Source organism: Pseudophaeobacter flagellatus (assembly GCF_021228235.1).
Classification (GTDB): Bacteria; Pseudomonadota; Alphaproteobacteria; order Rhodobacterales; family Rhodobacteraceae; genus Pseudophaeobacter; species Pseudophaeobacter flagellatus.
In genome coordinates this window covers 360,429-380,327 of sequence record NZ_JAJQRG010000004.1, presented here as the reverse complement: position 1 = coordinate 380,327, position 19,899 = coordinate 360,429, and the positions used below count along the sequence as shown (strand labels likewise).

The following is a 19,899-nucleotide window of genomic DNA, read 5'->3' as shown; positions in this document are numbered from 1 at the left end:
GCCCGAACCCCAAACCCATGCCAGTGAGGCGTCTTAGTTAGACTTCAACTGGCGTGCTTCGATGATCGCCTGATAGGCGTCATGGGTGATTGGCATTACGCCCTTGGCTTCGCCGGACAGAACACCATAGGCGCATTCAGGATCCATCGAGGGCAGCGAGGCCATCAGAGCAGTGAACTTGACCTTCACATCTTCGGGCAGATCCTTGCGCAACACGATGGGGCCTTCGGGGATCGGCTTTGACTGCCAGATCTGCACCAGGTCGTTCATGTCGACAAGGCCGGCATCCACAGCCCGGCGCAGCGCACCAGAGTTGTAACCGTCTTCCCAGTTGCCCAGACCATCTGCCCAGGTCACACCGCCATCAAAATCGCCATTGTTGACGCCAACGATGGTTTGCTCATGGCCGCCAGAAAACTTGACTTCGCCAAAGTAATCGCCCGAGGTCATAGTGGAACCGGTGATTTCGGGGATCTCGATTGAAGGGATCAGGAAACCGGAGGTCGAGTTGGGGTCGCCAAAGCCAAAGACCTTACCCTGCATGTCTTCCAGCGAGGTGATGCCACTGTCGGCACGGGCAAAGCCAACCGAATAGTAGCCATAGCCGCCGTCACTGTTGACCTTGACCAGGATCGGTTCCACCGCTTCCGGGTCGGACAGATAGGTTTTGGCATAGCCTGAAGCCCCCAGCCAGGCCATATCGAGCGTGCCGCCCAGCAAGCCCTGGATCACGCCGTTATAATCGGCCGGGGCGAATAGCTTGGTTTCAACACCCAACAGCTCTTCGGTCATTTCGCGCAGGCATTCGTTATTGTTCAGACGGTCCTGGGCGTTCTCGCCGCCCAACAGACCGATGCGGAACTGGGTGATTTCTTCGGCCATGACGGGTGTTGTCAGGGCAGTCGAGGCCAATGCGGCCAGCAGCAGTTTTTTCATCTTTTTCTCCGGTTAAGTATGCCCGTCCCCCCATCGGGTGCGGGTGATGAAATTTGGGGTTATTAGGTATCAGGCTTGCGCCATCTCTGCCCGGATGGTGGCATCCAGGGTTTCGATCTCGGTCGAGGTCGCGGCCTCCGAAAAGCTGGCATCGGCACCGTAAATTTCGCGGGCAACACCGGTAGTCAGCTGTTCGGGCAACCCATCAAAGACGATGCGCCCGTCGCGCATGCCAACAACCCGGTCGCAATAGCGCCGCGCGGTATCCAGCGTGTGCAGGTTGGCAATGACGGTGCGGCCGTCCTCTTCGTGGATGCGGCGCAATGCCTCCATCACGGTCTGGGCATTCATCGGGTCCAACGAGGCAATCGGTTCATCCGCCAGAATGATCTTGGGATCCTGCATCAGGGCGCGCGCAATGGCGACGCGCTGCTGCTGCCCACCCGACAGGGCCTCGGCGCGTTTGGCGGCATGTTCTGCGATGCCAAGACGATCCAGAATATCAATCGCCCGGTGGATGTCTTCCATCGGAAACAGGTTAAACATGGTGGCAAAGGTTGAGCGTCGGTTCAGCGTGCCATGCAATACATTGGAGACCACATCCATACGCGGCACCAGATTGAACTGCTGAAAGATCATCGCGCAGTCCGACTGCCATGCACGCTTGTCCCGGCCGCGCAGCGCAGTGATATCGCGCCCCTCAAACAGGATGCGCCCGGCGCTGGCATCGGCAAGACGGTTTACCATCCGCAGCAATGTAGACTTCCCCGCCCCCGAACGTCCGATGATCCCGATCATGCAGGGCTGGTCGATATCCAGCGTGGCGGTATCCACCGCAACCTTGTCCCCAAAACGTTTGGTCAATTTGTCGATACGCAGCACAGTTTATTCCTCTCGTTTGAGGCACTGCCTAAGCCGGGCAAACAACCGATTTGTGTCAAGGCCGTGAAGCTTTTGTAAACTGCACCCCCCTTGGCGGGACAAACTGCCCCTGTGCAGCACCTCGGCAAGGCGCTATATGGCGGCTGAAGACTCCTCTTTTGCCCTTCCAAAAGGAAACTGCCCGATGTCCTTTGACCGCAAGATCAAGATTGCCCCCTCTATCCTATCCGCCGATTTCGCCAACTTTGGACAAGAGATCCAGGCCATTGAGGCGCAGGGGGCCGACTGGGTGCATGTCGATGTGATGGATGGCCACTTTGTGCCCAACCTCACCTTTGGCCCGCAGGCGGTCAAAGCCTTTCGCCCGCATGTCAAAACCGTGATGGATGTACACCTGATGATTTCACCGGTGGATGCCTATATCGACGCCTATGCCGATGCCGGGGCCGATGTGCTGACCGCCCATATCGAGGCAGGGCCGCATATCCACCGCACCCTGCAGGCCATCCGTGCCGCTGGCATGAAGGCCGGTGTCGCCCTGAACCCCGGCACCCCAGCCGAGGCCGTGGCGCATCTGCTGGACCTGACCGACCTGATCTGTGTGATGACGGTAAACCCAGGATTTGGCGGGCAGAAATTCATCGACATGACCACCAAGGTGCGCCAGTTGCGACAGATGATTGGCGACCGCCCGGTACATATCGAAATCGACGGCGGGGTTGATCCCAAAACCGCGCCTCTTGTGGTCGAAGCCGGCGCAGATGTACTGGTCGCAGGCTCTGCCGTCTTCAAAGGCGGATCGGTTACCGCCCCTGAGGTTTACGGTGAAAACATGCGCCTTATCCGTGCCGCAGCCGAAGGGCATTGGGTCTAAGCACCCCTTACGACCGTCCCCGCCTCAACCCCTGTCGCCCATTTGGATCCGACAACCATCGCCAGCGGTCGACCTCTCACAAGACAGTAACCTCTGGCGAACACCTTCGACACAGCAGAGCGGATCCCTGGATCCGCTCTTTTTTGTGAGTTTTTAGGTTGACCACACCCCTTGCGGCGCAACCAGCCAGAGATGTAGCCCTATCTGCTGCGCATCTGCGCTTGGAAAAGCGCTGCCAGGAAGGCCTGATTGCAGAAAATTAACCGAATCACTGCAGATTAACCCGTAATCTTGGCAAGGCAGATCGTGCTCCATCCGAACAGGATCTGCTGCTGGCAGTTTGCCCTGTGCAACGCCTTAGAGCAGAAAAGGTTTGTCTTAGGTGAATAGAAATTCTCTTGTTTTCAAATTGGCTCTGCCAGTCCCGCTGTGCCTATGTTTCGCACTTTTGCTCGCCGGGCTGACCCTGCCAGCGGCGCTGCGCGACTCCGCCATGACATCGGCAACCGAGGCAGCCACCCAGACCGCCAACCAGATTAAAACCATCCGCGGCTACTACACTAAATATGTGATTGGCGATGTTAACACCGTAGAGAGTTTGTCAGCCGGCCACGATCATGAAACCGATCCCGCAGTCATTCCCCTGCCTGCGACCATGGTGCATGATCTCAGCGCCTTGCTGTCCCCTGAACAAACCAATATCTCTCTCTATAGCCCCTACCCCTTTGACAACCGGGCTGACCGGCCAACAGACACCTTTATGCAAGACGCCTGGGAAGCCCTGTCCAAAAACCCAGAAACGCCCTTTCAACGGACCGAAGTCATTGATGGCAGCACCACACTGCGCGTGGCAGTCGCCGATCAGATGAGCGCAGAGGCCTGCGTTGCCTGCCACAATAGCCATGCTGGCTCACCCAAGACCGATTGGCAGCTGGGGGATCTGCGTGGCGTGATCGAAGTGCGCCGCAATGTCGATACTATTTTGGCTGGCACCCAGAGCCTGTCGGGCAAGATCCTCATGGCTATGGCTTTGGTCACCGTTCTGCTGCTTGTCGCCTGTCTCCTGGTCGCCCGTTCGGTAACCCGCCCGATCAATCGTGTCTGCCGCGACATTGCCGCCGTTTCGAATGGCGATCTGGACAGCGAGATCAGCACGGCCGGGCGCGGGGATGAAATTGGCAGGATCGGCAAGGCGCTCGTTGGGTTGCAGGACGATCTGAAACGGGCCCGCAGTGGGGAAGAGCGCCGGGCGGCGCTCCAACAGGAACAGCATGATGTGGTGCAGCACCTCAGCTCTGGTCTGGTCAGGCTGTCGCAGGGGGATTTCTCAAGGCCAATCACCGCGGAATTTTCTGGCGCGCATGAAAAACTGCGCCAAAACTACAATCAGACCATAGATACGCTCTCCGGCACGGTATCCCAGGTGATTGAAGCCTCCGGCTCTATTCGCAATGGCGCCATCGAGATTAGCCAGGCCTCCGATGATCTGTCACATCGAACCGAAAGCCAAGCGGCAACCCTGGAGCAGACCGCCGCCGCGCTGGATCAGATGACCGCCTCGGTCAAGGCGGCCGCAGACGGCGCCCGCAGCGTCGAGGCCACCATGGAAGAGGCCAAGCAAGAGGCCAAGAGCAGCAGCCGGGTGGTTGAAAACGCCGTTTCCGCCATGACCGAGATTTCAGTATCCTCAAAGCATATCGGCCAGATCATCACCGTTATCGACGACATCGCATTCCAGACCAATCTGCTAGCCCTGAACGCTGGGGTCGAAGCCGCCCGCGCGGGCGAAGCGGGCAAAGGCTTTGCCGTGGTTGCCGCCGAAGTGCGGGCGCTGGCCGGTCGGTCCTCAGGGGCGGCGATGGAAATCAAGGAGCTGATTGACGCCAGTGCCGAACAGGTCGGGCGCGGGGTCGATCTGGTGGGCAAGGCTGGCCATGCGCTTTCTGCCATTGTCGGACGGGTGAACCAGATTTCCGAACTGGTCTCTGATATTACCAAAGGCGCTGTCGAGCAATCAACCGGCCTCGCCGAAATCAACGTCGGCGTGACCCAACTGGATCAGGTTACCCAGCAGAATGCCGCCATGGTAGAAGAGTCGACAGCCGCAGGTTATCTGCTCAAGGCGGATGCCGAGAAGCTTACCAAGGTGGTGTCTGGTTTCCAGATCCAGGGCGGGGCCCCAAAACCCAAACCGCAGCACACCCCGTCAGAGACAGTGCAAGACCGCGTTGCCTATGACTACCTTGATTGGGGCGATAAGGCCGCGCCGCAACCTGACCCGGCGGCGCAGAAACCCGCCCAGCCGCTCCGGGTTGTTGCGAACAACACTGACAACGGCAAGTGGCAGGATTTTTAGGGCGCGCAGCAGATCAAACGATCCTCAAGCGCGCCCCAAAGACGACTGGATGAGCTTACTTCAGGTCAGCGGCAAACTCGGCCAGAAGCTTATGTTTCAGGATTTTCCCGGTCGGTGCCGCTGGTAGGCTCTCGCTCAGCACGATCTGGGCCGGGCATTTATACCCCGCCAGCTGGGCACGCACGAATTGCATCAGATCCGCCACCTCCGGACGATCATCCGGACTGATCTGCACAAAGGCCAGAACCTCTTCGTCGCTTTTGGTAGGGCGCCCCACCACCGCAGACTGCACCACCTGTGGATGGGCATTCAGCGCCGCCTCGACCTCTGGCGGGAAGACATTAAAGCCACCGTGGATGATCAGCTCTTTGCAGCGCCCCTCGATATGCAGAAAGCCTTTTTCATCCAGCCGCCCCAGATCGCCACTACTCAGCCAGCCATCGGCATCCAGCACCCGCGCGGTTTCCTCAACGTTGCGATAATAGCCCAGCATGACATTGGCACCGCGCATCTGCACCTCGCCGATGCCATCGCCGCCGCCCGGCACCTCTTCGTTGATCCGCACCTCGACCCCGGGCAACGGTGGCCCAACAGAGATATCGGGATCCCCCAAGACGCTATTCTTGGTCGCACAGACACCGGCAGTGGCCTCGGTCATGCCATAGCCATTCTGCAGCGCAACACCGTAAAAACTCTCGGCCCGACGCTTCCAGTCCGGGTCCAGTGGCGCCGCCCCGGAAGAGACATATTGCAACACCGGGCTATCAAGGCGCTCCAACCCCTGCTCCTTGGCGAATTGCATCACCAGTGCGTGCATCTGCGGCACCGCAGCCAGCCGCGTCACCCCACGACGCAGCGCCGCATAGAGCTTCGCCGCAGAAAACCGGGCCTCAAGCCAGACCTCTGCCCCAGAGTAGAGCGCGGCGGTCATCACCGAGGCCAGCCCAAAGACATGGGTCATCGGCAAGACGCCATAGATTACATCCCCCGGCACCATATCGCGCAGTTCAACCGAAGTCCGGCCACCAAACAGCAGGTTGCCATGGGTCAGCATCACCCCCTTGGGTGCGCCGGTTGTGCCAGTGGTATAGAGCAGAACTGCAACCTCTTCCGGGGCAACACCATCGTCAGCGGCCTGCGCATCGGCCGGTCTCTTGGCCGTGAGATCCGCCATATGCAGCGCACCAAAGCCCCCGGAAATCGGCACCGCCTGCAGACGGTCAGCATGGCCCTGGGCTGCGCCTTCGATTTGCGTGGTAATCAGCACCAGCGCCGGACGGGCGTGGTCGATAATCCTGTCCACCTCGCCCGCGCTCATCCGGGCATTGACCGGAACCGCAACCGCGCCGCACTGCGAGGTCGCCATCAAAGCCGCCACGGTGGCGCAGCAATTTTCCGACAGCACCATCACCCGGTCACCGGGGACAACCCCAGCCCCCTTGAATAGATCGCCAAGCTCAGCCACGGCGGCGGCCAGTTCGCCATAACTCCAGCTGAGGCCCAGACTGTCAGAAAAAGCCGCAGCTTCGGGGCGGGTTGCCGCCTGCGCCGCCAAAAGATCGTGCCATCGCTTCATCACCGCTTCTCCCCATCGGTTTTGATTTATAGATCCCTGTTTCGCGCCATTATTCTGACGGGAAGCGAGGTTTTCGTTTTTCCAGAAAGGCTGCGATACCCTCGCCCGCCTCTGCCGCACCGGCGGCATGGGCCATGGCGTTTCGCTCTGCATCCAGTTGCGCCGCCTCGCTTGCCTCATAGGCGTCAGACACCAGATGCCGAATGGCCCGTTGCGCAGCTGGCGGTCCCTCGGCCAGCTGATCGGCCAGACCATGGGCCGCTGCAAGCACAGCCCCCTCTGGCACCACCAGATTCACCGCACCCAGATCCGCCATCTGCTGCGCCATAACCGGGCGCGCCAAAAGGCACATTTCCATGGCCAGCGGGCGCGGTAAGCTGCGCGCCAGGGCAGAGGTCAAACCGCCATCCGGCACCAGCCCGGCCTTGACATAGGCCGCGGTGAACTTTGCGCCCTCAGCCGCGACGATCAAATCCGCAGCCAGGGCCAAGGAGACACCCGCCCCAGCAGCGCCGCCCTCCACCGCTGCGATCACTGGCACCGGGGCTGCGCGCAATCCGCGGATCAGCCCATGCAGCTGATCCACTTTATCGCGGCGTTCTGCTTCGCTCAGCCCACGCCGTTCGATCAAGACATTGAGATCACCGCCTGCGCAGAAAAAGCCCCCCTCGCAGGTCAGCAGAATGGCGCGGATACGCGGCTCTTTGGCCAGATCAATCGCCGCCGCAATGGCTTCATACAGATCCGGCGACAGCGCCCCACGGCGGGCAGCGTTCATATTGACGACAACCGCGCGGTCGCCCTGATCCTCAAGCCGGGCCAAGGGGCTCATCTCTTGATCCTCTTGAATACACCGGTGGCCGTAGCCAAGAGCTGGCCCTCTGCATCCACCAATTCGCCAAAGACATGCGCGATAGAGGCCCCGCCCCCCGTCACCCGTGCAGTGGCGCTGACCCGGCCCGCCCTTGCCGCTGCCACATAGGACAGCGTCAACGAGACTGTCACCAGCGGCGCGTGGTTTTTCCGATCAAAGAACTGCGAGGCGGTATTGCCGCAGACCACATCCAGAACCGTCGCCACAATACCGCCATGCAGGATGCCATGGCGATTCAGGTGCGGCGGTTCCAGATCCAGTGTGACAAGACAGCTGCCATCGCGCCGATCAATGGTGGTTTTATACCCCACCAGTTGCTGAACGCCCGGATCTTCGATCTCAAAGAAAGGATCCGGGGCCTGATCAGGCGGCGCTAAGGTCAAGGAACCGCTCCAGCTGGGTATCGGTATCGCCAAAGCGGTGATCCGCCATCACGATACGCTTGGCGATATGGGCCAGCTCATACTCTTCGGTCATGGCAATACCACCATGCAGCTGGATGCTTTCTTCTGCCACCAGGCGCCCGGCGCGGCCAATCAGGTTGCGGGCAGCGGCAATCTGCAGCGCCTGTTCCTCTGGGCCGGTGTCCAGATGACCAGCGGCATTGATCACCGCCGAACGCGCCTGTTCCAGCTCGATCAGCAGGGTGGCCATGCGGTGTTGCAGCGCCTGAAAGCTGCCAATCGGGCGGCCAAACTGTTGCCGTGTCAACAGGTATTCGCGGGTCAGCTCGGTCGCGGTTTCCATCGCACCAAGCGTTTCCGCTGCCAGCGCAACCTCGGCACGCATCATGGCGCGGTGCAGCGCCGGATAGGCCGCGCCAGCCGCGCCCAGGCGGGCAGAGGCCGGCAGGTGCAGATCGTCAAGGTCCATCTCAGCAGCGCGGCCCCCGGCCAACAGCGGATACCCCCGCAGCGACAGACCCGCCGTATCGCGCGGCACCAGGAACAGAGAAATGCCATCCTGCGCGTCAGATGCGCCACTTTCGCGGGCCGAGATCAGCAGATAATCTGCCGCTTCGCCATTGACCACGACGGCTTTGCGCCCGCTGAGAACGATATTATCGCCCGCCGCGCGTGCGGTGGTTTCCACATGGGACAGGTCATAGCGGCTGTTGGGTTCCCCATGGGCCAGGGCCAGATGCACCGTGCCGCCAATCACCGCCTCAACCAGCTCTTTTTGTGTTTCATTGCCCAGAGCGGCAATCAGGCCACCGCCAAGAACAGCACTATCCAGCAGTGGTTCAACCACGCCTGCACGTCCCAGCTCTTCGAATACGGTGCTCAGATCAAAGCCCGCGCCGCCAAAACCGCCGTCGTCCTCGCTGAACAGCGCGCCAATGACGCCCAGTTCGGCCAGTTTGGCCCAGATTTCGGCGTCAAAGCCCAGCTTGTTGTCACTCTCGCCCAGACGGGTGCTGGCGCGCAGCGCTTCTTGGTTGTCACGCAGAAAACGGCGCAGCGTATCCTGCAGCATCTGGCGTTCTTCTGTCAGATCGAAGTTCATGCCCCGCCTCCCAGTTTGACTTTGGCGATGATGTTTTTCTGGATCTCGTTAGAGCCCCCAAAGATAGAGAGTTTACGATTGTTGAAATACTGCGGTGCGGCGGCGGCGCTCCCCTCTGGGCCCATCGCAGGCTCATTACCGCCTTCCAGGGCTTCGGAAACGAAGGGCAGTGCATAGGCGCTGGCGGCGCGGCGAGCCAAGTCGTTGATTTCCTGACGAATTTCTGTCCCCTTTACCTTGAGCATTGAGCTCTCGACGCCTGGGGCCTGTCCGGCAGCAGCCCGCGAGATAATCCGCAAGTTGGTGGTGGACATGGCCATCAGGTCGATCTCGGCCCGCGCCACACGGGCGGCAAAATGCGCATTTTCGATCAGGGGGCGACCCCGGTGCATCTGGCTGCGCGCCATGCGTTTCACCGCCTCAAGGCCTGCGCGGCTAAAGCCAACACCGGCAATATTGGTGCGTTCATGGGTCAGCAGATACTTGGCGTAGGTCCAGCCTTTGTTTTCCTCGCCCACCAGATTTTCAACCGGCACTTTGACATCCGTGAACCAGACTTCGTTCACCTCATGGGTGCCGTCCAGCAGGATGATCGGGCGCACTTCGATGCCGGGGGTATCCATATCAATCAGCAGAAAGGAAATGCCGGATTGCTGTTTCGCATCGGGATCGGTCCGCACCAGACAGAAGATCCAGTTGGCGTATTGCCCCAGGGTGGTCCAGGTTTTCTGACCATTGACCACATAGTGGTCACCGTTGCGCACCGCGCGTGTCTTCAGGCTGGCCAGGTCAGAGCCTGCGCCTGGTTCAGAATAGCCCTGGCACCACCAGTCTTCACCCGACAGGATGCGCGGCAGGTAGTGGTCCTGCTGCGCCTTGGAACCGAATTTCTGCAACACAGGCGCCAGCATCGACAGACCGAAAGGCACAATGCGTGGTGCATTGGCTCGGCAGCACTCTTCCTCAAAGATATGGCGCTGGACAGCGTTCCATTCGCAACCGCCAAATTCCTTTGGCCAGTTGGGGGCCAACCAGCCCTGATCGTTGAGGATCGCATGCCATTTATCATGCCCCTCTTTGCCCAGTTCTTTGCCGTTGCGCACGGCATCGGCCATCTCTGCTGGCAGCTTTTGTGCCAGGAAATCCTGCACTTCGCTGCGAAACGCCTGCTCTTCGGCAGAATAATTCAGATCCATTTGGTGCTTCCTCCCAGAAAGCCACCCCCAGATATCGCTCCAGAGGGGCGCCCAGACGTCTCTTCACGGCGACGTTTGGGCGCATTTTGTTGAATGATGAGCGAGATCAGTAGATCTCGAACAGGCCAGCAGCCCCCATGCCACCACCGATGCACATGGTCACAACGCCAAGCTTGGCGCCGCGACGTCTGCCTTCACGCAGGATATGCCCCGTCATGCGCGCACCCGTCATGCCAAATGGGTGACCAATCGCGATAGAGCCGCCGTTGACGTTGCATTTGGCATCATCGATCCCAAGACGGTTGCGGCAATACAACGCCTGGCTGGCAAAGGCCTCGTTGAGCTCCCAGATGTCGATGTCATCCACGGTCAGCCCGTGGCGTTCCAGCAGGCGGGGCACGGCAAAGACCGGGCCGATGCCCATTTCGTCGGGTTCACAACCGGCAACCGCAAAGCCCTTGAAGGCGCCCATGGCTTCAATCCCGCGCTGCTCTGCCTCTTTGGAATCCATCAACACCACCGCAGCGGCACCGTCGGACAGCTGGCTGGCATTGCCAGCCGTGACAAAATTGCCATCGCCCCGCACAGGTGCCAGACCAGACAGCCCGTCCAGCGTGGTGCCGGGACGGTTGCATTCATCCCGGTCCACCAGCGCCTCTTTCATCGAGATCTCGCCGGTTTCCTTGTCCTTGACCGCCATGGTGGTGGTCACTGGAATGATTTCATCGGCAAACAGCCCCGCCGATTGCGCCGCAGCAATCCGCTGCTGGCTGCGCAAGCCATAGGCATCCTGATCTTCGCGACTGATACCGTAGCGCTGCGCCACGATATCGGCGGTTTCGATCATGGTCATATAGACCTCTGGCTTATGCTCGAGCAGCCAGCTTTCATGCGCTGATCGCGCTTTGGGCTGCACCATAGAGATGCTCTCGACGCCACCTGCAACCATGGGGCCGGCCCCTTCGCAGATGATCTGCTGCGCCGCCAGAGCAATGGATTGCAACCCGGAAGAGCAAAACCGGTTCACCGTCATCCCTGAAGTGGTCACCGGCAGCCCGGCGCGCAGCGCAATCTGGCGCGCGATATTAGCGCCAGTTTCGGCTTCGGGCGTGCCACAGCCGATGATGCAGTCTTCGATCTCGGCCCCCTCGATACCGGCACGGGCAACGGCTGCTTCGACCGCAGCGCCGCCCATGGTGGCCCCATGGGTCATGTTGAACGACCCGCGAAAGGATTTGGCCAGCCCGGTGCGGGCGGCAGAGACAATAACGACTTGTTTCATTAGCTGTTTTCCTTGTTGAGATCGTCAAATTTGCGGCCTTCGGCCACCAGTTTTTCCAACAATGGTGCGGGCTCCCAGAAGTAGGGATCCACCTTGGCGCCTTCGGTGATTGTGGCAAGGATCTTATCCAGCCCCTGCATGTCGGCCCATTTCAGCGGCCCGCCGCGATAGCGCGGGAACCCATAGCCAAACAGCAATGTCATATCGACATCCAGCGGACGGCGCGCGATGCCTTCGCCCAGCACCTTGGCTGCCTCATTCACCATGGCCGCCATATAGCGGGTGACGATTTCCTCGTCGCTAAAGGCGCGCGGGGTGATGCCTTTTTCGGCGCGTTCCGCCGCAATCAGGTCGGTGATTTCAGGATTTGGCGTGCCACCGCGTTTGCCAGCCTCATAGACATAGTAGCCTTTGCCAGTCTTCTGACCAAAGTGTCCGGCCTCGCAGACCTTATCCATATAATTGCTGTCGCGGTCGCGTGGATCCATGCCCTCGGCCCGTTTGCGTTTGCGCACCGCCCAGCCGATATCCAGCCCCGCCAGATCGGCCACCGCAAAGGGCCCCATGGCAAAACCAAAATCGGTCAGCGCCTTGTCGATCTGATAGGGAGAGGCCCCATCCAGCACCATATGATCCGCCGCCTTGCGATAGGTGGCCAGGATCCGGTTGCCGATAAAGCCATCGCAGACGCCGGCCCGTACCGAGATCTTTTTCATCCGCTGCCCCAGGGCAAAGCCCGTGGCGACCACGTCCAGCGCGGTCTTATCCGCAACCACGATTTCCAGCAGCTTCATCACATGCGCTGGCGAAAAGAAATGCAGCCCAATCACATCTTCGGGACGCGAAGTGCAGGCGGCGATTTCATTCACATCCAGATAAGATGTGTTGGACGCCAAGATCGCGCCCTTCTTGCAGACCTCATCCAGCTTGGTGAAGACCTGCTTTTTGACGCTCATCTCTTCAAAGACCGCCTCGATCACCAGATCAACCTCGCTCAGCGCACTATAGTCGGTGGCCAGGGTCAACGCCTCTTCGGTCAACTGGGTGAACTGCGCCTCAGAGATTTTGCCGCGCTTCAGTGCCCCCTGCAGGTTGCCGCTGATGCGCCCCTTGGCGGCCTCGGCCGCCTCGGCGGTCATCTCCAGCATCACGACAGTCAGGCCAGCCAACAGCGCAGCAGTGGCGATGCCTGCCCCCATGGTGCCGCCGCCAATCACGCCGATGGCGGCCAGATCACGCGGGTCGACGCCTTTCAGCTCGGGCAGTTTGCTAACCGCGCGCTCTGAAAAGAAGGCATGGATCAGCCCCTCGCGCTGGTCTGAATTCATCAGCTGCATAAACAATTCACGCTCGCGCTTCAGCCCCTCTTGCAGAGAGCTGGACTCTGCCGCTGCCTGCACGGCACGCACGCAGATCGCAGGCGACAACTGGCCCCGACCCTTTTTCAGCGTTGCCTCATAGACCGCATCAAAATCAATGGCCTGCGGTGCGGGCAATTCGCCTACCGCGCGTCGCGGCGCGCTCTGATCCAGCAGTTCCTGCGCATAGGCCAGGCCAACCTCCCGCGGCTCTCCCTCGGAAATCTTGTCAATGATCCCCATGGCAAGCGCCTCTTTGGCCCCCACCTGGCGCCCGGATGTAATCATCTCCAGCGCGGCTTCGGTCCCCGCCACACGGGGCAAACGCTGCGTACCACCCGCGCCTGGCAGAATACCCAGATGCACTTCGGGCAGCCCCATTTTCGCCGATGGAACAGCAACACGATAATGCGACGACAGCGCCACCTCTAGCCCGCCCCCCAGGGCAGTGCCATGCAGCGCCGAGACTACCATCAAGGGCGAGGCCTCGATGCGGTTGCACAGATCGGGCAAAAAGATCCCCCGCGGTGGCGCGCCAAATTCACGAATATCGGCGCCGGCAAAATAGGTGCGGCCCTCACCATAGATCAAAACCGCCTTGGCGCCCTCTTCTTCTGCCCGCTCGATCCCGGCCAGCAGGCCTTCGCGAATATCAAAACCCAGCGCATTCACCGGTGGGTTCTGTGCTTTCAAAACGGCAATCTCTCCGACGCGTTCATAACCGATGGCATCTGTCATTCGAATTCCTTCTCTCCCGTTGGGCCCCAGCGCAACCGCCCGGTTAGCCCCTGTATTTCGTCAATCTCAGCATAAGCCATGTCTCAGCGCAAAGTCCCAGCGCAAAGCGCCAATGCAGAACCTCACGTCACCCCCGGCACATCAACCAAGGGCAATGATAGGCTTTCGAAAATTCCACATTGCGGAAATCTATTCCACAAAATTCACCTCACCTTAGGCAAGAGCCTTCTTAGGATCAAGCCATAAACAATCCAGACGACCTAGCGGAATTCCTGCCCCAAACAGCGGCATCAACCGACAGCCACAGATCAAGGAAAAAGGGCACCTGCCTCTGCAGATGCCCTCCCCTTCAGATATCTCCGCGGCCCAACCCGGCCAGTCCAACCTGGCCAGTCCAGTCAAGCGTCGGCGCGAGATCCCAGCCCCCGCCGACCAGCTGCACCTATAGCCCCGCCTTGATGACCCCACTTGTCACCCAGGCGTCAAAAACCTCCAACACTTTGTCACAAAACGCCGCGTCATTGATGTGACAGTCCAGTGGGTACAGATCGACACTATCAGGGCAGACAGCGCGAATCTCTGCGCAAAACGCCGCGAGCCCCGCCGCATCCTGCAGGTCTCCTCCGGGGCGATCCCACTCGTTGCAGCCCCGTTCAGGCAGAAACAGCGCCACTGGTGCCCTCGCCCCTGACAACTTATCACAGATCGACCGCGCCACCGCCCGGCGCTCCTGCCCATCCAGTATTGCGGAAGACAACAACCGGTTATGGGCATGGGTCGGGCGGCCCTCCAGTGCGGTTGGCACCCCCTGCCAGCCAACAAAATCCACCAGATCATAACACCCCGGAGCCACCAACTGCGGCGTGCCGACCCGGCCCGCATTGGTCATGCGATCCGCCCCCGCCGACAGCCCACCAAACAAATGATTTGAAACCTCCTGCGGTGCGAAATCCAACACCGCAGCAAAGGCGCCCTCGCCTGCGAGGCTCTCAAAGGCGCGCCCCCCCATGCCGGTGGCATGAAACACTGCAACCTCAAACCCCCGGGCCTCCAGCGCGGGCTTCAGCTGCACCATATACCGCAGCACGGTCTTGCCAAAAGAGGTCATCCCAATCAGTGGGCGCTGCCGCCGTGGCGCCTCAACCGCACGCGCCGCCCCCAAGACCGCCCCGGCGGCTTGGCTCAGTGCCGCCTTGCAAATCGAATTCAACCCATACAGCCCGCCAGCCCAAAGAATCATCTGCACATCCGCCGGGATCCGATCCGGCGGCATCAAGGGCGAAAAGGCAACAGTAGAAACCACATATTTTGGCACCCCAACTGGCAGCGCCGCGCAGAGATCCAGCGCCAGATCGGTGCCCATGGTGCCCCCCAAGACCACCACCCCATCAATGCGCCCAGCCAGATGCAACTGACGCGCCTCAGCAGCTGCTCCCGCCCCCATGATCTGCATCGCGATATTCTCATCGCCACTCGCAATCGCCGCCTTGATGCTACCGCCTCCGGCACGGGCCACCTCGTGCTTACTCACATCCACCGGGCGCAGCGGATCTCCCAGCACGCTCACATCCATCGACAAAACGCCCCCCCCCTGGCCACGAATGATCTCTGCCAAATACCACAGCTCATCCTCTTTGGTATCATAGGTGCCGACCACCAATATGGTCTTTTCAACCTTCATCGCTCACTCCCCCAGCAGCCCCTGGCGCCGCCCATTTCATCTTGCTCCAAATACCTCCGCCGGAGGCCACAGGTTTTGCACTGCAAAACCTGTTCACAGCATCCCTTACAACTGGATCCAGGCGGTTTTGAGATCCAGGTATTTGTCCAGGGCATGCAGGGATTTGTCATGCCCATTGCCCGATTGGCCAACCCCGCCCAGCGGTACGGTATTATCCGCACCGCCATAGGTATTCACATGCACCACGCCAGCCCGGATGCCCGCGACCATGCGATGGGCCCGCGACAGATCCGCCGTCCAAACCCCCGCCGCCAGACCAAAGTCGGTGGCATTGGCCAGGCTCAAGGCCTCTGCCTCGCTGTCAAAGGCGCTCACTGACAGGACCGGACCAAAGACCTCGCGCTGGAACAGGGCGTGATCGCGTGCGACGCCCGTTACAACTGTTGGCGCCATATAGCTGCCGCCCGTTTCAGCCAGGATCCGCGCGCCACCGGTGATCACCCGCCCCCCTTCTGCACGGGCCATATCCATAAAAGACAGGTTGCGCCGCAGCTGCTCTTCAGAATTCACTGCGCCGATCTGCGTGCCGAGATCCAGCGGATCCCCCACCCGCAGCGCCTCTGCCTCAGCCGTCAGCCGCGCAACAAACTCATCATGTACCGAGGCCTCCACCAAGAGCCGCGCCCCGGCGACGCAGACCTGGCCGGAATTGCGAAAAATCCCCATGGCCGAAACTTTGGCCGCCTTGGCCAGATCCGGTGCATCGGCAAAAACGATATTGGGGGATTTGCCCCCCAGCTCCAGATAACAGCGTTTCAGATTCGAGCGCGCCGAGGCCTCCAGCAGCTTGCGCCCCGTCCCGCCCGAACCGGTAAAGGCCAGGACATCAACCCCCATCGACCCTGCCAGCGCCGCGCCCGTCTCTGCGCCGCTGCCGGTGACCACATTGAACACCCCATCCGGCAAGCCGCACTCGACACAGATCTCAGCCAGTCGCAACAAGGTCAGCGAAGCTGTCTCGGCCGGTTTCAGCACCACCGAATTGCCCATAGCCAGGGCTGGCGCCAGCTTCCAGGCACCGATCATCAGGGGAAAGTTCCAGGGCACAATCGCCCCCACCACGCCAACCGGCACCCGGTGTACCAGCCCCAGAACATCCGATGTCGTCGGGGCCACTTCGCCCGCAATCTTGTCCAGAGCCTCGGCATAATAGCGAAAGGTCCCGGCGGCGGATCCTGGTTCTGCCTTCAGGGCCATGTTGAATTCGGTGCCATTGTCACGCACCCCCAGGACGGCCAGTTCAACCGCGTCGGCTTCGATACGCTCTGCGATACGGTACAGAACCTTCTTGCGTGCGGCGGGGGACTGCCCCGCCCAACGGCGATCATCATAGGCACGGCGCGCCGAGGCGACCGCCTTTTCGACATCAGCCGCAGAGGCACCTTCCAGCGTGGTTAGAACAGCCCCCTCAATCGGCGAAGTAACTTCGAGTGGCGTGCCCGAACCTCTTTGCCACGATCCTTCAAGAAAGAGTTTTTGCGGCGCGACATCAGCTGCCCGAAGCTGGTTGATGCGGTTTTGGTCTGCCATTCGGCCTCCTTTAGCTCCTTGCGATCCCGCCAGACGCGCAGCAGGTGGCTTGCAAGAACCAAGATGATGATGATGAAAAGAATGAATGATATCGGTCGATTGATGAAATCAAGCGGCTCTTTGACCCGAGCCATACCAGCCCGCAGCTTGACCTCCATGATGCCGCCCAGCACCATCCCCAGAATGATTGGAACCGCCGGCAGCGACAGCCGTTTTAGGATGAAGCCAAAGATGCCGAACCCCGCCGCAATCAGGCAATCCGTGGCTGAATTGCGCAGCGAATAGACGCCAACAAAGCTCAGGGTCAGAATGCACACCCCAAGGAACCGATTGGGGATTTTCACAACCTGCACCAGCGACCGGGTCGCAAAAAGCAGAAAGACGAGCACCAGAACATTCAGCACCAGCAGCGCCAGATAGAGCGCGACGACAAAATCCATGTCGTTCTGAAACAACGCCGGCCCCGGCACCACATTGTGCACATAAAAGACGCTTAGCATCATTGCTGTCAGCGCCTCGCCCGGAATGCCCAGCGCCAAGAGCGGCACCATGGCCGCCGCCGGCACGGCATTATTTGCGGTTTCCGCCGCGATCAGCCCCTCGGAAGAACCATTGCCAAAATCCTGCGGCCGCTTAGAGGTTTTCTGCGCGTAGGTGTAGGACATGAACTGGGCAGTGAACTCTCCGACACCTGGAATCATCCCCATCAAGACGCCAAAGCTGGCTGAAACCGCGGTGACACGTGGATGGCGAGCCAGTTCGCGCAGCCCTTGGAACATGCCGCCGCGTAGCTTGTTCAGATGTACTTTTTCGTCTTCATCCATCAGCAAGACGAAGGCCTGGCTTAGGGCAAAAAGCCCCAGAACCACCACGATCAGATTGACGCCGCTGCTCAGAAAATCCTGCCCGAAGGTATAGCGCTGGGTGTATTTCACAGGCTCCATACCGACAGAGTTCAAAAAGATCCCCAGACAGGCCAGTGCCCCGGCAATCAACGCCTGGCCACGATGTGCCACAACCACCAGCAGCAGACCTAACAGGGCGGCGAGAAAGATTTCACGGCTGCCAAACATCGGCGCCACCTTGGCCAGAACCGGGGCAAACAGGATCAGGCAGATGACAGAGAAAACTCCGCCAAAAAAGCTGGCTGAATAGGCAAGGCTCAGGGCACGGCGTGGCTCTCCACGGGCGGTCATCGGATAACCATCATAGGTGGTCAGCGCATTGACAGCCGTGCCCGGCGTATTAATCAAGATCGCCGGGATCGCACCGCCATACATCGACGAGCCATAGATCCCCAACAGCACCGTTAGCCCAACGATGGGATCCATCGAAAAGGTCGCGGGCAGCAAAATGGCAATCGCCACAGCTGGGCCAACGCCGGGGATCGCACCAATCAAAACCCCGCCAACCGATCCGGCAAGCAGCGCCAGCGCCACGTCCCAGCGCATCAGGATGTCAATCGCAGAGAGGAAAAGATCCATCGAACACCCCGACCTTAGAGATACAGAATAAAGAAACTGCGCAGACCAGCCGGCAGGTAGTCATAAAGCAGCGCACCGGGAATTCTCACCCCCAGAACCACCTTGAACACCACCACAACCGCCACCGCAAAGCCGACGGAAATGCCCAGCATCCAGCCACTGCGATAGCCCATGCGGCGCGCCAGCAGCGGCACAAAGACCAGGGTCACAGGCAGGTAGCCAACCAGCGGCACCAATAGCACGTAGCCCATGAACCAAACTGCAAATTCCAGGCTGCGCCCCCATAGTCTGGCTTCCCACAGGTCATAGCGCGAGGTGCGGCGCCATGGCAGGGCGTAGACATGCAAGCCCCCCAGAAGCACCATGCCACCAAGGCTGACCGCAGGCCAGAACCGGGGCTGGGCAAAAAGCTGGGTTTTTTTGACCCAAGCGGTCTGCTCTCCGATCAGCGCCAAGAGCAGCACTGAAAGGGTCAGAAAAACCAGGGCAAAAATCAGCTGGCCGCGTCGGGGTCCGACAAAGCGGCGTTCTCGTTCCGTTGTCATTGGGGGATCTTTTTTGCGCAGAAACAGAAAGCCGGGGCCACAGCAGGCCCCGGCAAGATATTTGGCTGACTACTCAAGCAGAGCGCCGATTTTCGCCATAGTGGCAATATCAGTGGCCACGCGGCTGGCGCTTTGGTCGGCGTCCTGCCAGTAGACCAAGGCACCGGTCTCTTCCGCCACGGCCTGGGCACGATCGCTCATCATGGTTTTCTCGGCCACGGCGATGATCTTTTCACGCACATCCTGCGGCGTATCCTTTGATACAAACAAGCCGTTCCACAGGGCGATGTTCAGATCTGCATCCAGCTCTCCGATGGCGGGGGCATCGGGAACCAGCGGAATGCGCTCATCGGTGATCGAAACCAGCACTTTGATCTGGTCCAGACAGGGCAGGATCAGCTGCAGTGTCGTGTTAATGACATCCGCATCCCCCGAGGCCAGCGTATTGCAATCCAGCGCATCAAATGCGGCGTCCGATCCCCACTCGAATCCGGCGTTCTTGGCAAAGGCCTTGGTCACCTGGGTTGGCGTCAGCACATCGCCAAAATGGCCCAGCGCCACGTCATTTTCCTTGGCGTAGGCGGCCAGTTCTTCCATCGTTGAATATGGCGCATCAGCCGAGGTGGCGACCACAAAGGGATAGGTCAGGAAAATCCCCAGCGGGTCAAACTTGGCCGGCGTCAGCGGCGGGATGTCGATCTGGTGACCCATTACCGGCACGCCGATCACAAAAGAGCCAACTGTGTACCCATCGGCCGGCGCATTGGCCACTTCGATTGCGCCGGGGAACGGCCCACCGCCGCCGCCGGGCTTGTTCACCACGGCAGCTGCCACGCCATATTCGGCCTCAAAATCATCGGCAATCATCCGCGTCAGCACATCCTCCAGATCGCCGGGGGGCCAGGGCACGATAAAGCTAACTGGCTTTTCTGGGTATTCCGCCTGCGCAGCCACTGCGCTCATGCCCAGAGCTGCCGCCGCAGCGGCCCCTTTCACAAGATTGGTCAATTGCATTTTAGTC

16 protein-coding genes are annotated in these 19,899 nt (G+C 60.2%); 2 read left to right on the top strand and 14 right to left on the bottom strand.

What is annotated here, in order from left to right; genetic code table 11:
- Positions 1-33: 33 nt before the first annotated feature.
- Together phnD and phnC are read right to left on the bottom strand one after the other, a co-directional pair.
- Positions 34-936, bottom strand: a complete 903-nt coding sequence (phnD, locus tag LRK71_RS10775; RefSeq protein WP_232403336.1) for a phosphonate ABC transporter substrate-binding protein — start codon at positions 934-936, stop codon at positions 34-36.
- Positions 937-1,005: 69 nt separating this feature from the next.
- Positions 1,006-1,818 (bottom strand): phosphonate ABC transporter ATP-binding protein, encoded by an 813-nt coding sequence (gene phnC / locus LRK71_RS10770; RefSeq protein WP_232403334.1) that lies wholly within the window; start codon positions 1,816-1,818, stop codon positions 1,006-1,008.
- A 184-nt stretch (positions 1,819-2,002) separates the two neighbouring features.
- On the opposite strand from phnC, the gene rpe reads away from it, so the two are divergent.
- Complete coding sequence (gene rpe, locus LRK71_RS10765) at positions 2,003-2,692, top strand: ribulose-phosphate 3-epimerase (protein ID WP_232403332.1); 690 nt, start codon at positions 2,003-2,005, stop codon at positions 2,690-2,692.
- 493 nt (positions 2,693-3,185) lie between these two features.
- Entirely contained in the window at positions 3,186-5,048 is a 1,863-nt protein-coding gene (locus LRK71_RS10760) for a methyl-accepting chemotaxis protein (protein WP_232403330.1), read from the top strand.
- Positions 5,049-5,103: 55 nt separating this feature from the next.
- Here LRK71_RS10760 and LRK71_RS10755 read toward each other — a convergent pair whose 3' ends face one another.
- From LRK71_RS10755 to LRK71_RS10700, 12 genes are all read right to left on the bottom strand, one after another.
- On the bottom strand, positions 5,104-6,624 hold the full coding sequence (locus tag LRK71_RS10755; protein ID WP_232403328.1) for a class I adenylate-forming enzyme family protein: 1,521 nt from the start codon (positions 6,622-6,624) through the stop codon (positions 5,104-5,106).
- Positions 6,625-6,673: 49 nt separating this feature from the next.
- Complete coding sequence (locus LRK71_RS10750) at positions 6,674-7,456, bottom strand: oxepin-CoA hydrolase, alternative type (protein ID WP_232403327.1); 783 nt, start codon at positions 7,454-7,456, stop codon at positions 6,674-6,676.
- Positions 7,453-7,881, bottom strand: a complete 429-nt coding sequence (locus tag LRK71_RS10745; RefSeq protein ID WP_232403326.1) for a PaaI family thioesterase — start codon at positions 7,879-7,881, stop codon at positions 7,453-7,455. Before LRK71_RS10745 ends, LRK71_RS10750 begins: the two co-directional genes overlap by 4 nt.
- The gene (locus LRK71_RS10740; RefSeq protein ID WP_232403325.1) at positions 7,862-9,004 is read right to left on the bottom strand and encodes an acyl-CoA dehydrogenase family protein; all 1,143 of its coding nucleotides are present in this window, start codon (positions 9,002-9,004) and stop codon (positions 7,862-7,864) included. Before LRK71_RS10740 ends, LRK71_RS10745 begins: the two co-directional genes overlap by 20 nt.
- On the bottom strand, positions 9,001-10,200 hold the full coding sequence (locus LRK71_RS10735) for an acyl-CoA dehydrogenase family protein (protein WP_232403321.1): 1,200 nt from the start codon (positions 10,198-10,200) through the stop codon (positions 9,001-9,003). Before LRK71_RS10735 ends, LRK71_RS10740 begins: the two co-directional genes overlap by 4 nt.
- 106 nt (positions 10,201-10,306) lie before the next feature.
- A complete protein-coding gene (locus LRK71_RS10730; RefSeq protein WP_232403320.1) occupies positions 10,307-11,482 on the bottom strand; it encodes an acetyl-CoA C-acyltransferase in 1,176 nt (391 codons plus the stop codon).
- Complete coding sequence (locus LRK71_RS10725) at positions 11,482-13,578, bottom strand: FAD-dependent oxidoreductase (protein WP_232403319.1); 2,097 nt, start codon at positions 13,576-13,578, stop codon at positions 11,482-11,484. Before LRK71_RS10725 ends, LRK71_RS10730 begins: the two co-directional genes overlap by 1 nt.
- Positions 13,579-14,020: 442 nt before the next feature.
- The gene (locus LRK71_RS10720) at positions 14,021-15,259 is read right to left on the bottom strand and encodes a Tm-1-like ATP-binding domain-containing protein (protein WP_232403318.1); all 1,239 of its coding nucleotides are present in this window, start codon (positions 15,257-15,259) and stop codon (positions 14,021-14,023) included.
- 105 nt (positions 15,260-15,364) lie between these two features.
- Positions 15,365-16,732 (bottom strand): aldehyde dehydrogenase family protein, encoded by a 1,368-nt coding sequence (locus tag LRK71_RS10715; RefSeq protein ID WP_232403445.1) that lies wholly within the window; start codon positions 16,730-16,732, stop codon positions 15,365-15,367.
- Complete coding sequence (locus LRK71_RS10710) at positions 16,714-18,333, bottom strand: tripartite tricarboxylate transporter permease (protein ID WP_232403317.1); 1,620 nt, start codon at positions 18,331-18,333, stop codon at positions 16,714-16,716. The genes LRK71_RS10715 and LRK71_RS10710 overlap by 19 nt, the downstream gene beginning before the upstream one ends.
- Positions 18,334-18,347: 14 nt before the next feature.
- A complete protein-coding gene (locus LRK71_RS10705) occupies positions 18,348-18,878 on the bottom strand; it encodes a tripartite tricarboxylate transporter TctB family protein (RefSeq protein WP_232403315.1) in 531 nt (176 codons plus the stop codon).
- A gap of 69 nt (positions 18,879-18,947) precedes the next feature.
- Positions 18,948-19,892 (bottom strand): tripartite tricarboxylate transporter substrate binding protein, encoded by a 945-nt coding sequence (locus LRK71_RS10700; RefSeq protein ID WP_232403313.1) that lies wholly within the window; start codon positions 19,890-19,892, stop codon positions 18,948-18,950.
- Between the last annotated feature and the right edge of the window lie 7 nt (positions 19,893-19,899).

What these genes read in the sequence shown, in the direction of transcription:
- phnD (WP_232403336.1), bottom strand. Translation starts at nt 936, where the DNA reads ATGAAAAAACTGCTGCTGGCCGCATTGGCCTCGACTGCCCTGACAACA.
- rpe (WP_232403332.1), top strand. Translation starts at nt 2,003, where the DNA reads ATGTCCTTTGACCGCAAGATCAAGATTGCCCCCTCTATCCTATCCGCC.
- LRK71_RS10760 (WP_232403330.1), top strand. Translation starts at nt 3,186, where the DNA reads ATGACATCGGCAACCGAGGCAGCCACCCAGACCGCCAACCAGATTAAA.
- LRK71_RS10755 (WP_232403328.1), bottom strand. Translation starts at nt 6,624, where the DNA reads ATGAAGCGATGGCACGATCTTTTGGCGGCGCAGGCGGCAACCCGCCCC.
- LRK71_RS10750 (WP_232403327.1), bottom strand. Translation starts at nt 7,456, where the DNA reads ATGAGCCCCTTGGCCCGGCTTGAGGATCAGGGCGACCGCGCGGTTGTC.
- LRK71_RS10740 (WP_232403325.1), bottom strand. Translation starts at nt 9,004, where the DNA reads ATGAACTTCGATCTGACAGAAGAACGCCAGATGCTGCAGGATACGCTG.
- LRK71_RS10735 (WP_232403321.1), bottom strand. Translation starts at nt 10,200, where the DNA reads ATGGATCTGAATTATTCTGCCGAAGAGCAGGCGTTTCGCAGCGAAGTG.
- LRK71_RS10730 (WP_232403320.1), bottom strand. Translation starts at nt 11,482, where the DNA reads ATGAAACAAGTCGTTATTGTCTCTGCCGCCCGCACCGGGCTGGCCAAA.
- LRK71_RS10725 (WP_232403319.1), bottom strand. Translation starts at nt 13,578, where the DNA reads ATGACAGATGCCATCGGTTATGAACGCGTCGGAGAGATTGCCGTTTTG.
- LRK71_RS10720 (WP_232403318.1), bottom strand. Translation starts at nt 15,259, where the DNA reads ATGAAGGTTGAAAAGACCATATTGGTGGTCGGCACCTATGATACCAAA.
- LRK71_RS10710 (WP_232403317.1), bottom strand. Translation starts at nt 18,333, where the DNA reads ATGGATCTTTTCCTCTCTGCGATTGACATCCTGATGCGCTGGGACGTG.
- LRK71_RS10705 (WP_232403315.1), bottom strand. Translation starts at nt 18,878, where the DNA reads ATGACAACGGAACGAGAACGCCGCTTTGTCGGACCCCGACGCGGCCAG.
- LRK71_RS10700 (WP_232403313.1), bottom strand. Translation starts at nt 19,892, where the DNA reads ATGCAATTGACCAATCTTGTGAAAGGGGCCGCTGCGGCGGCAGCTCTG.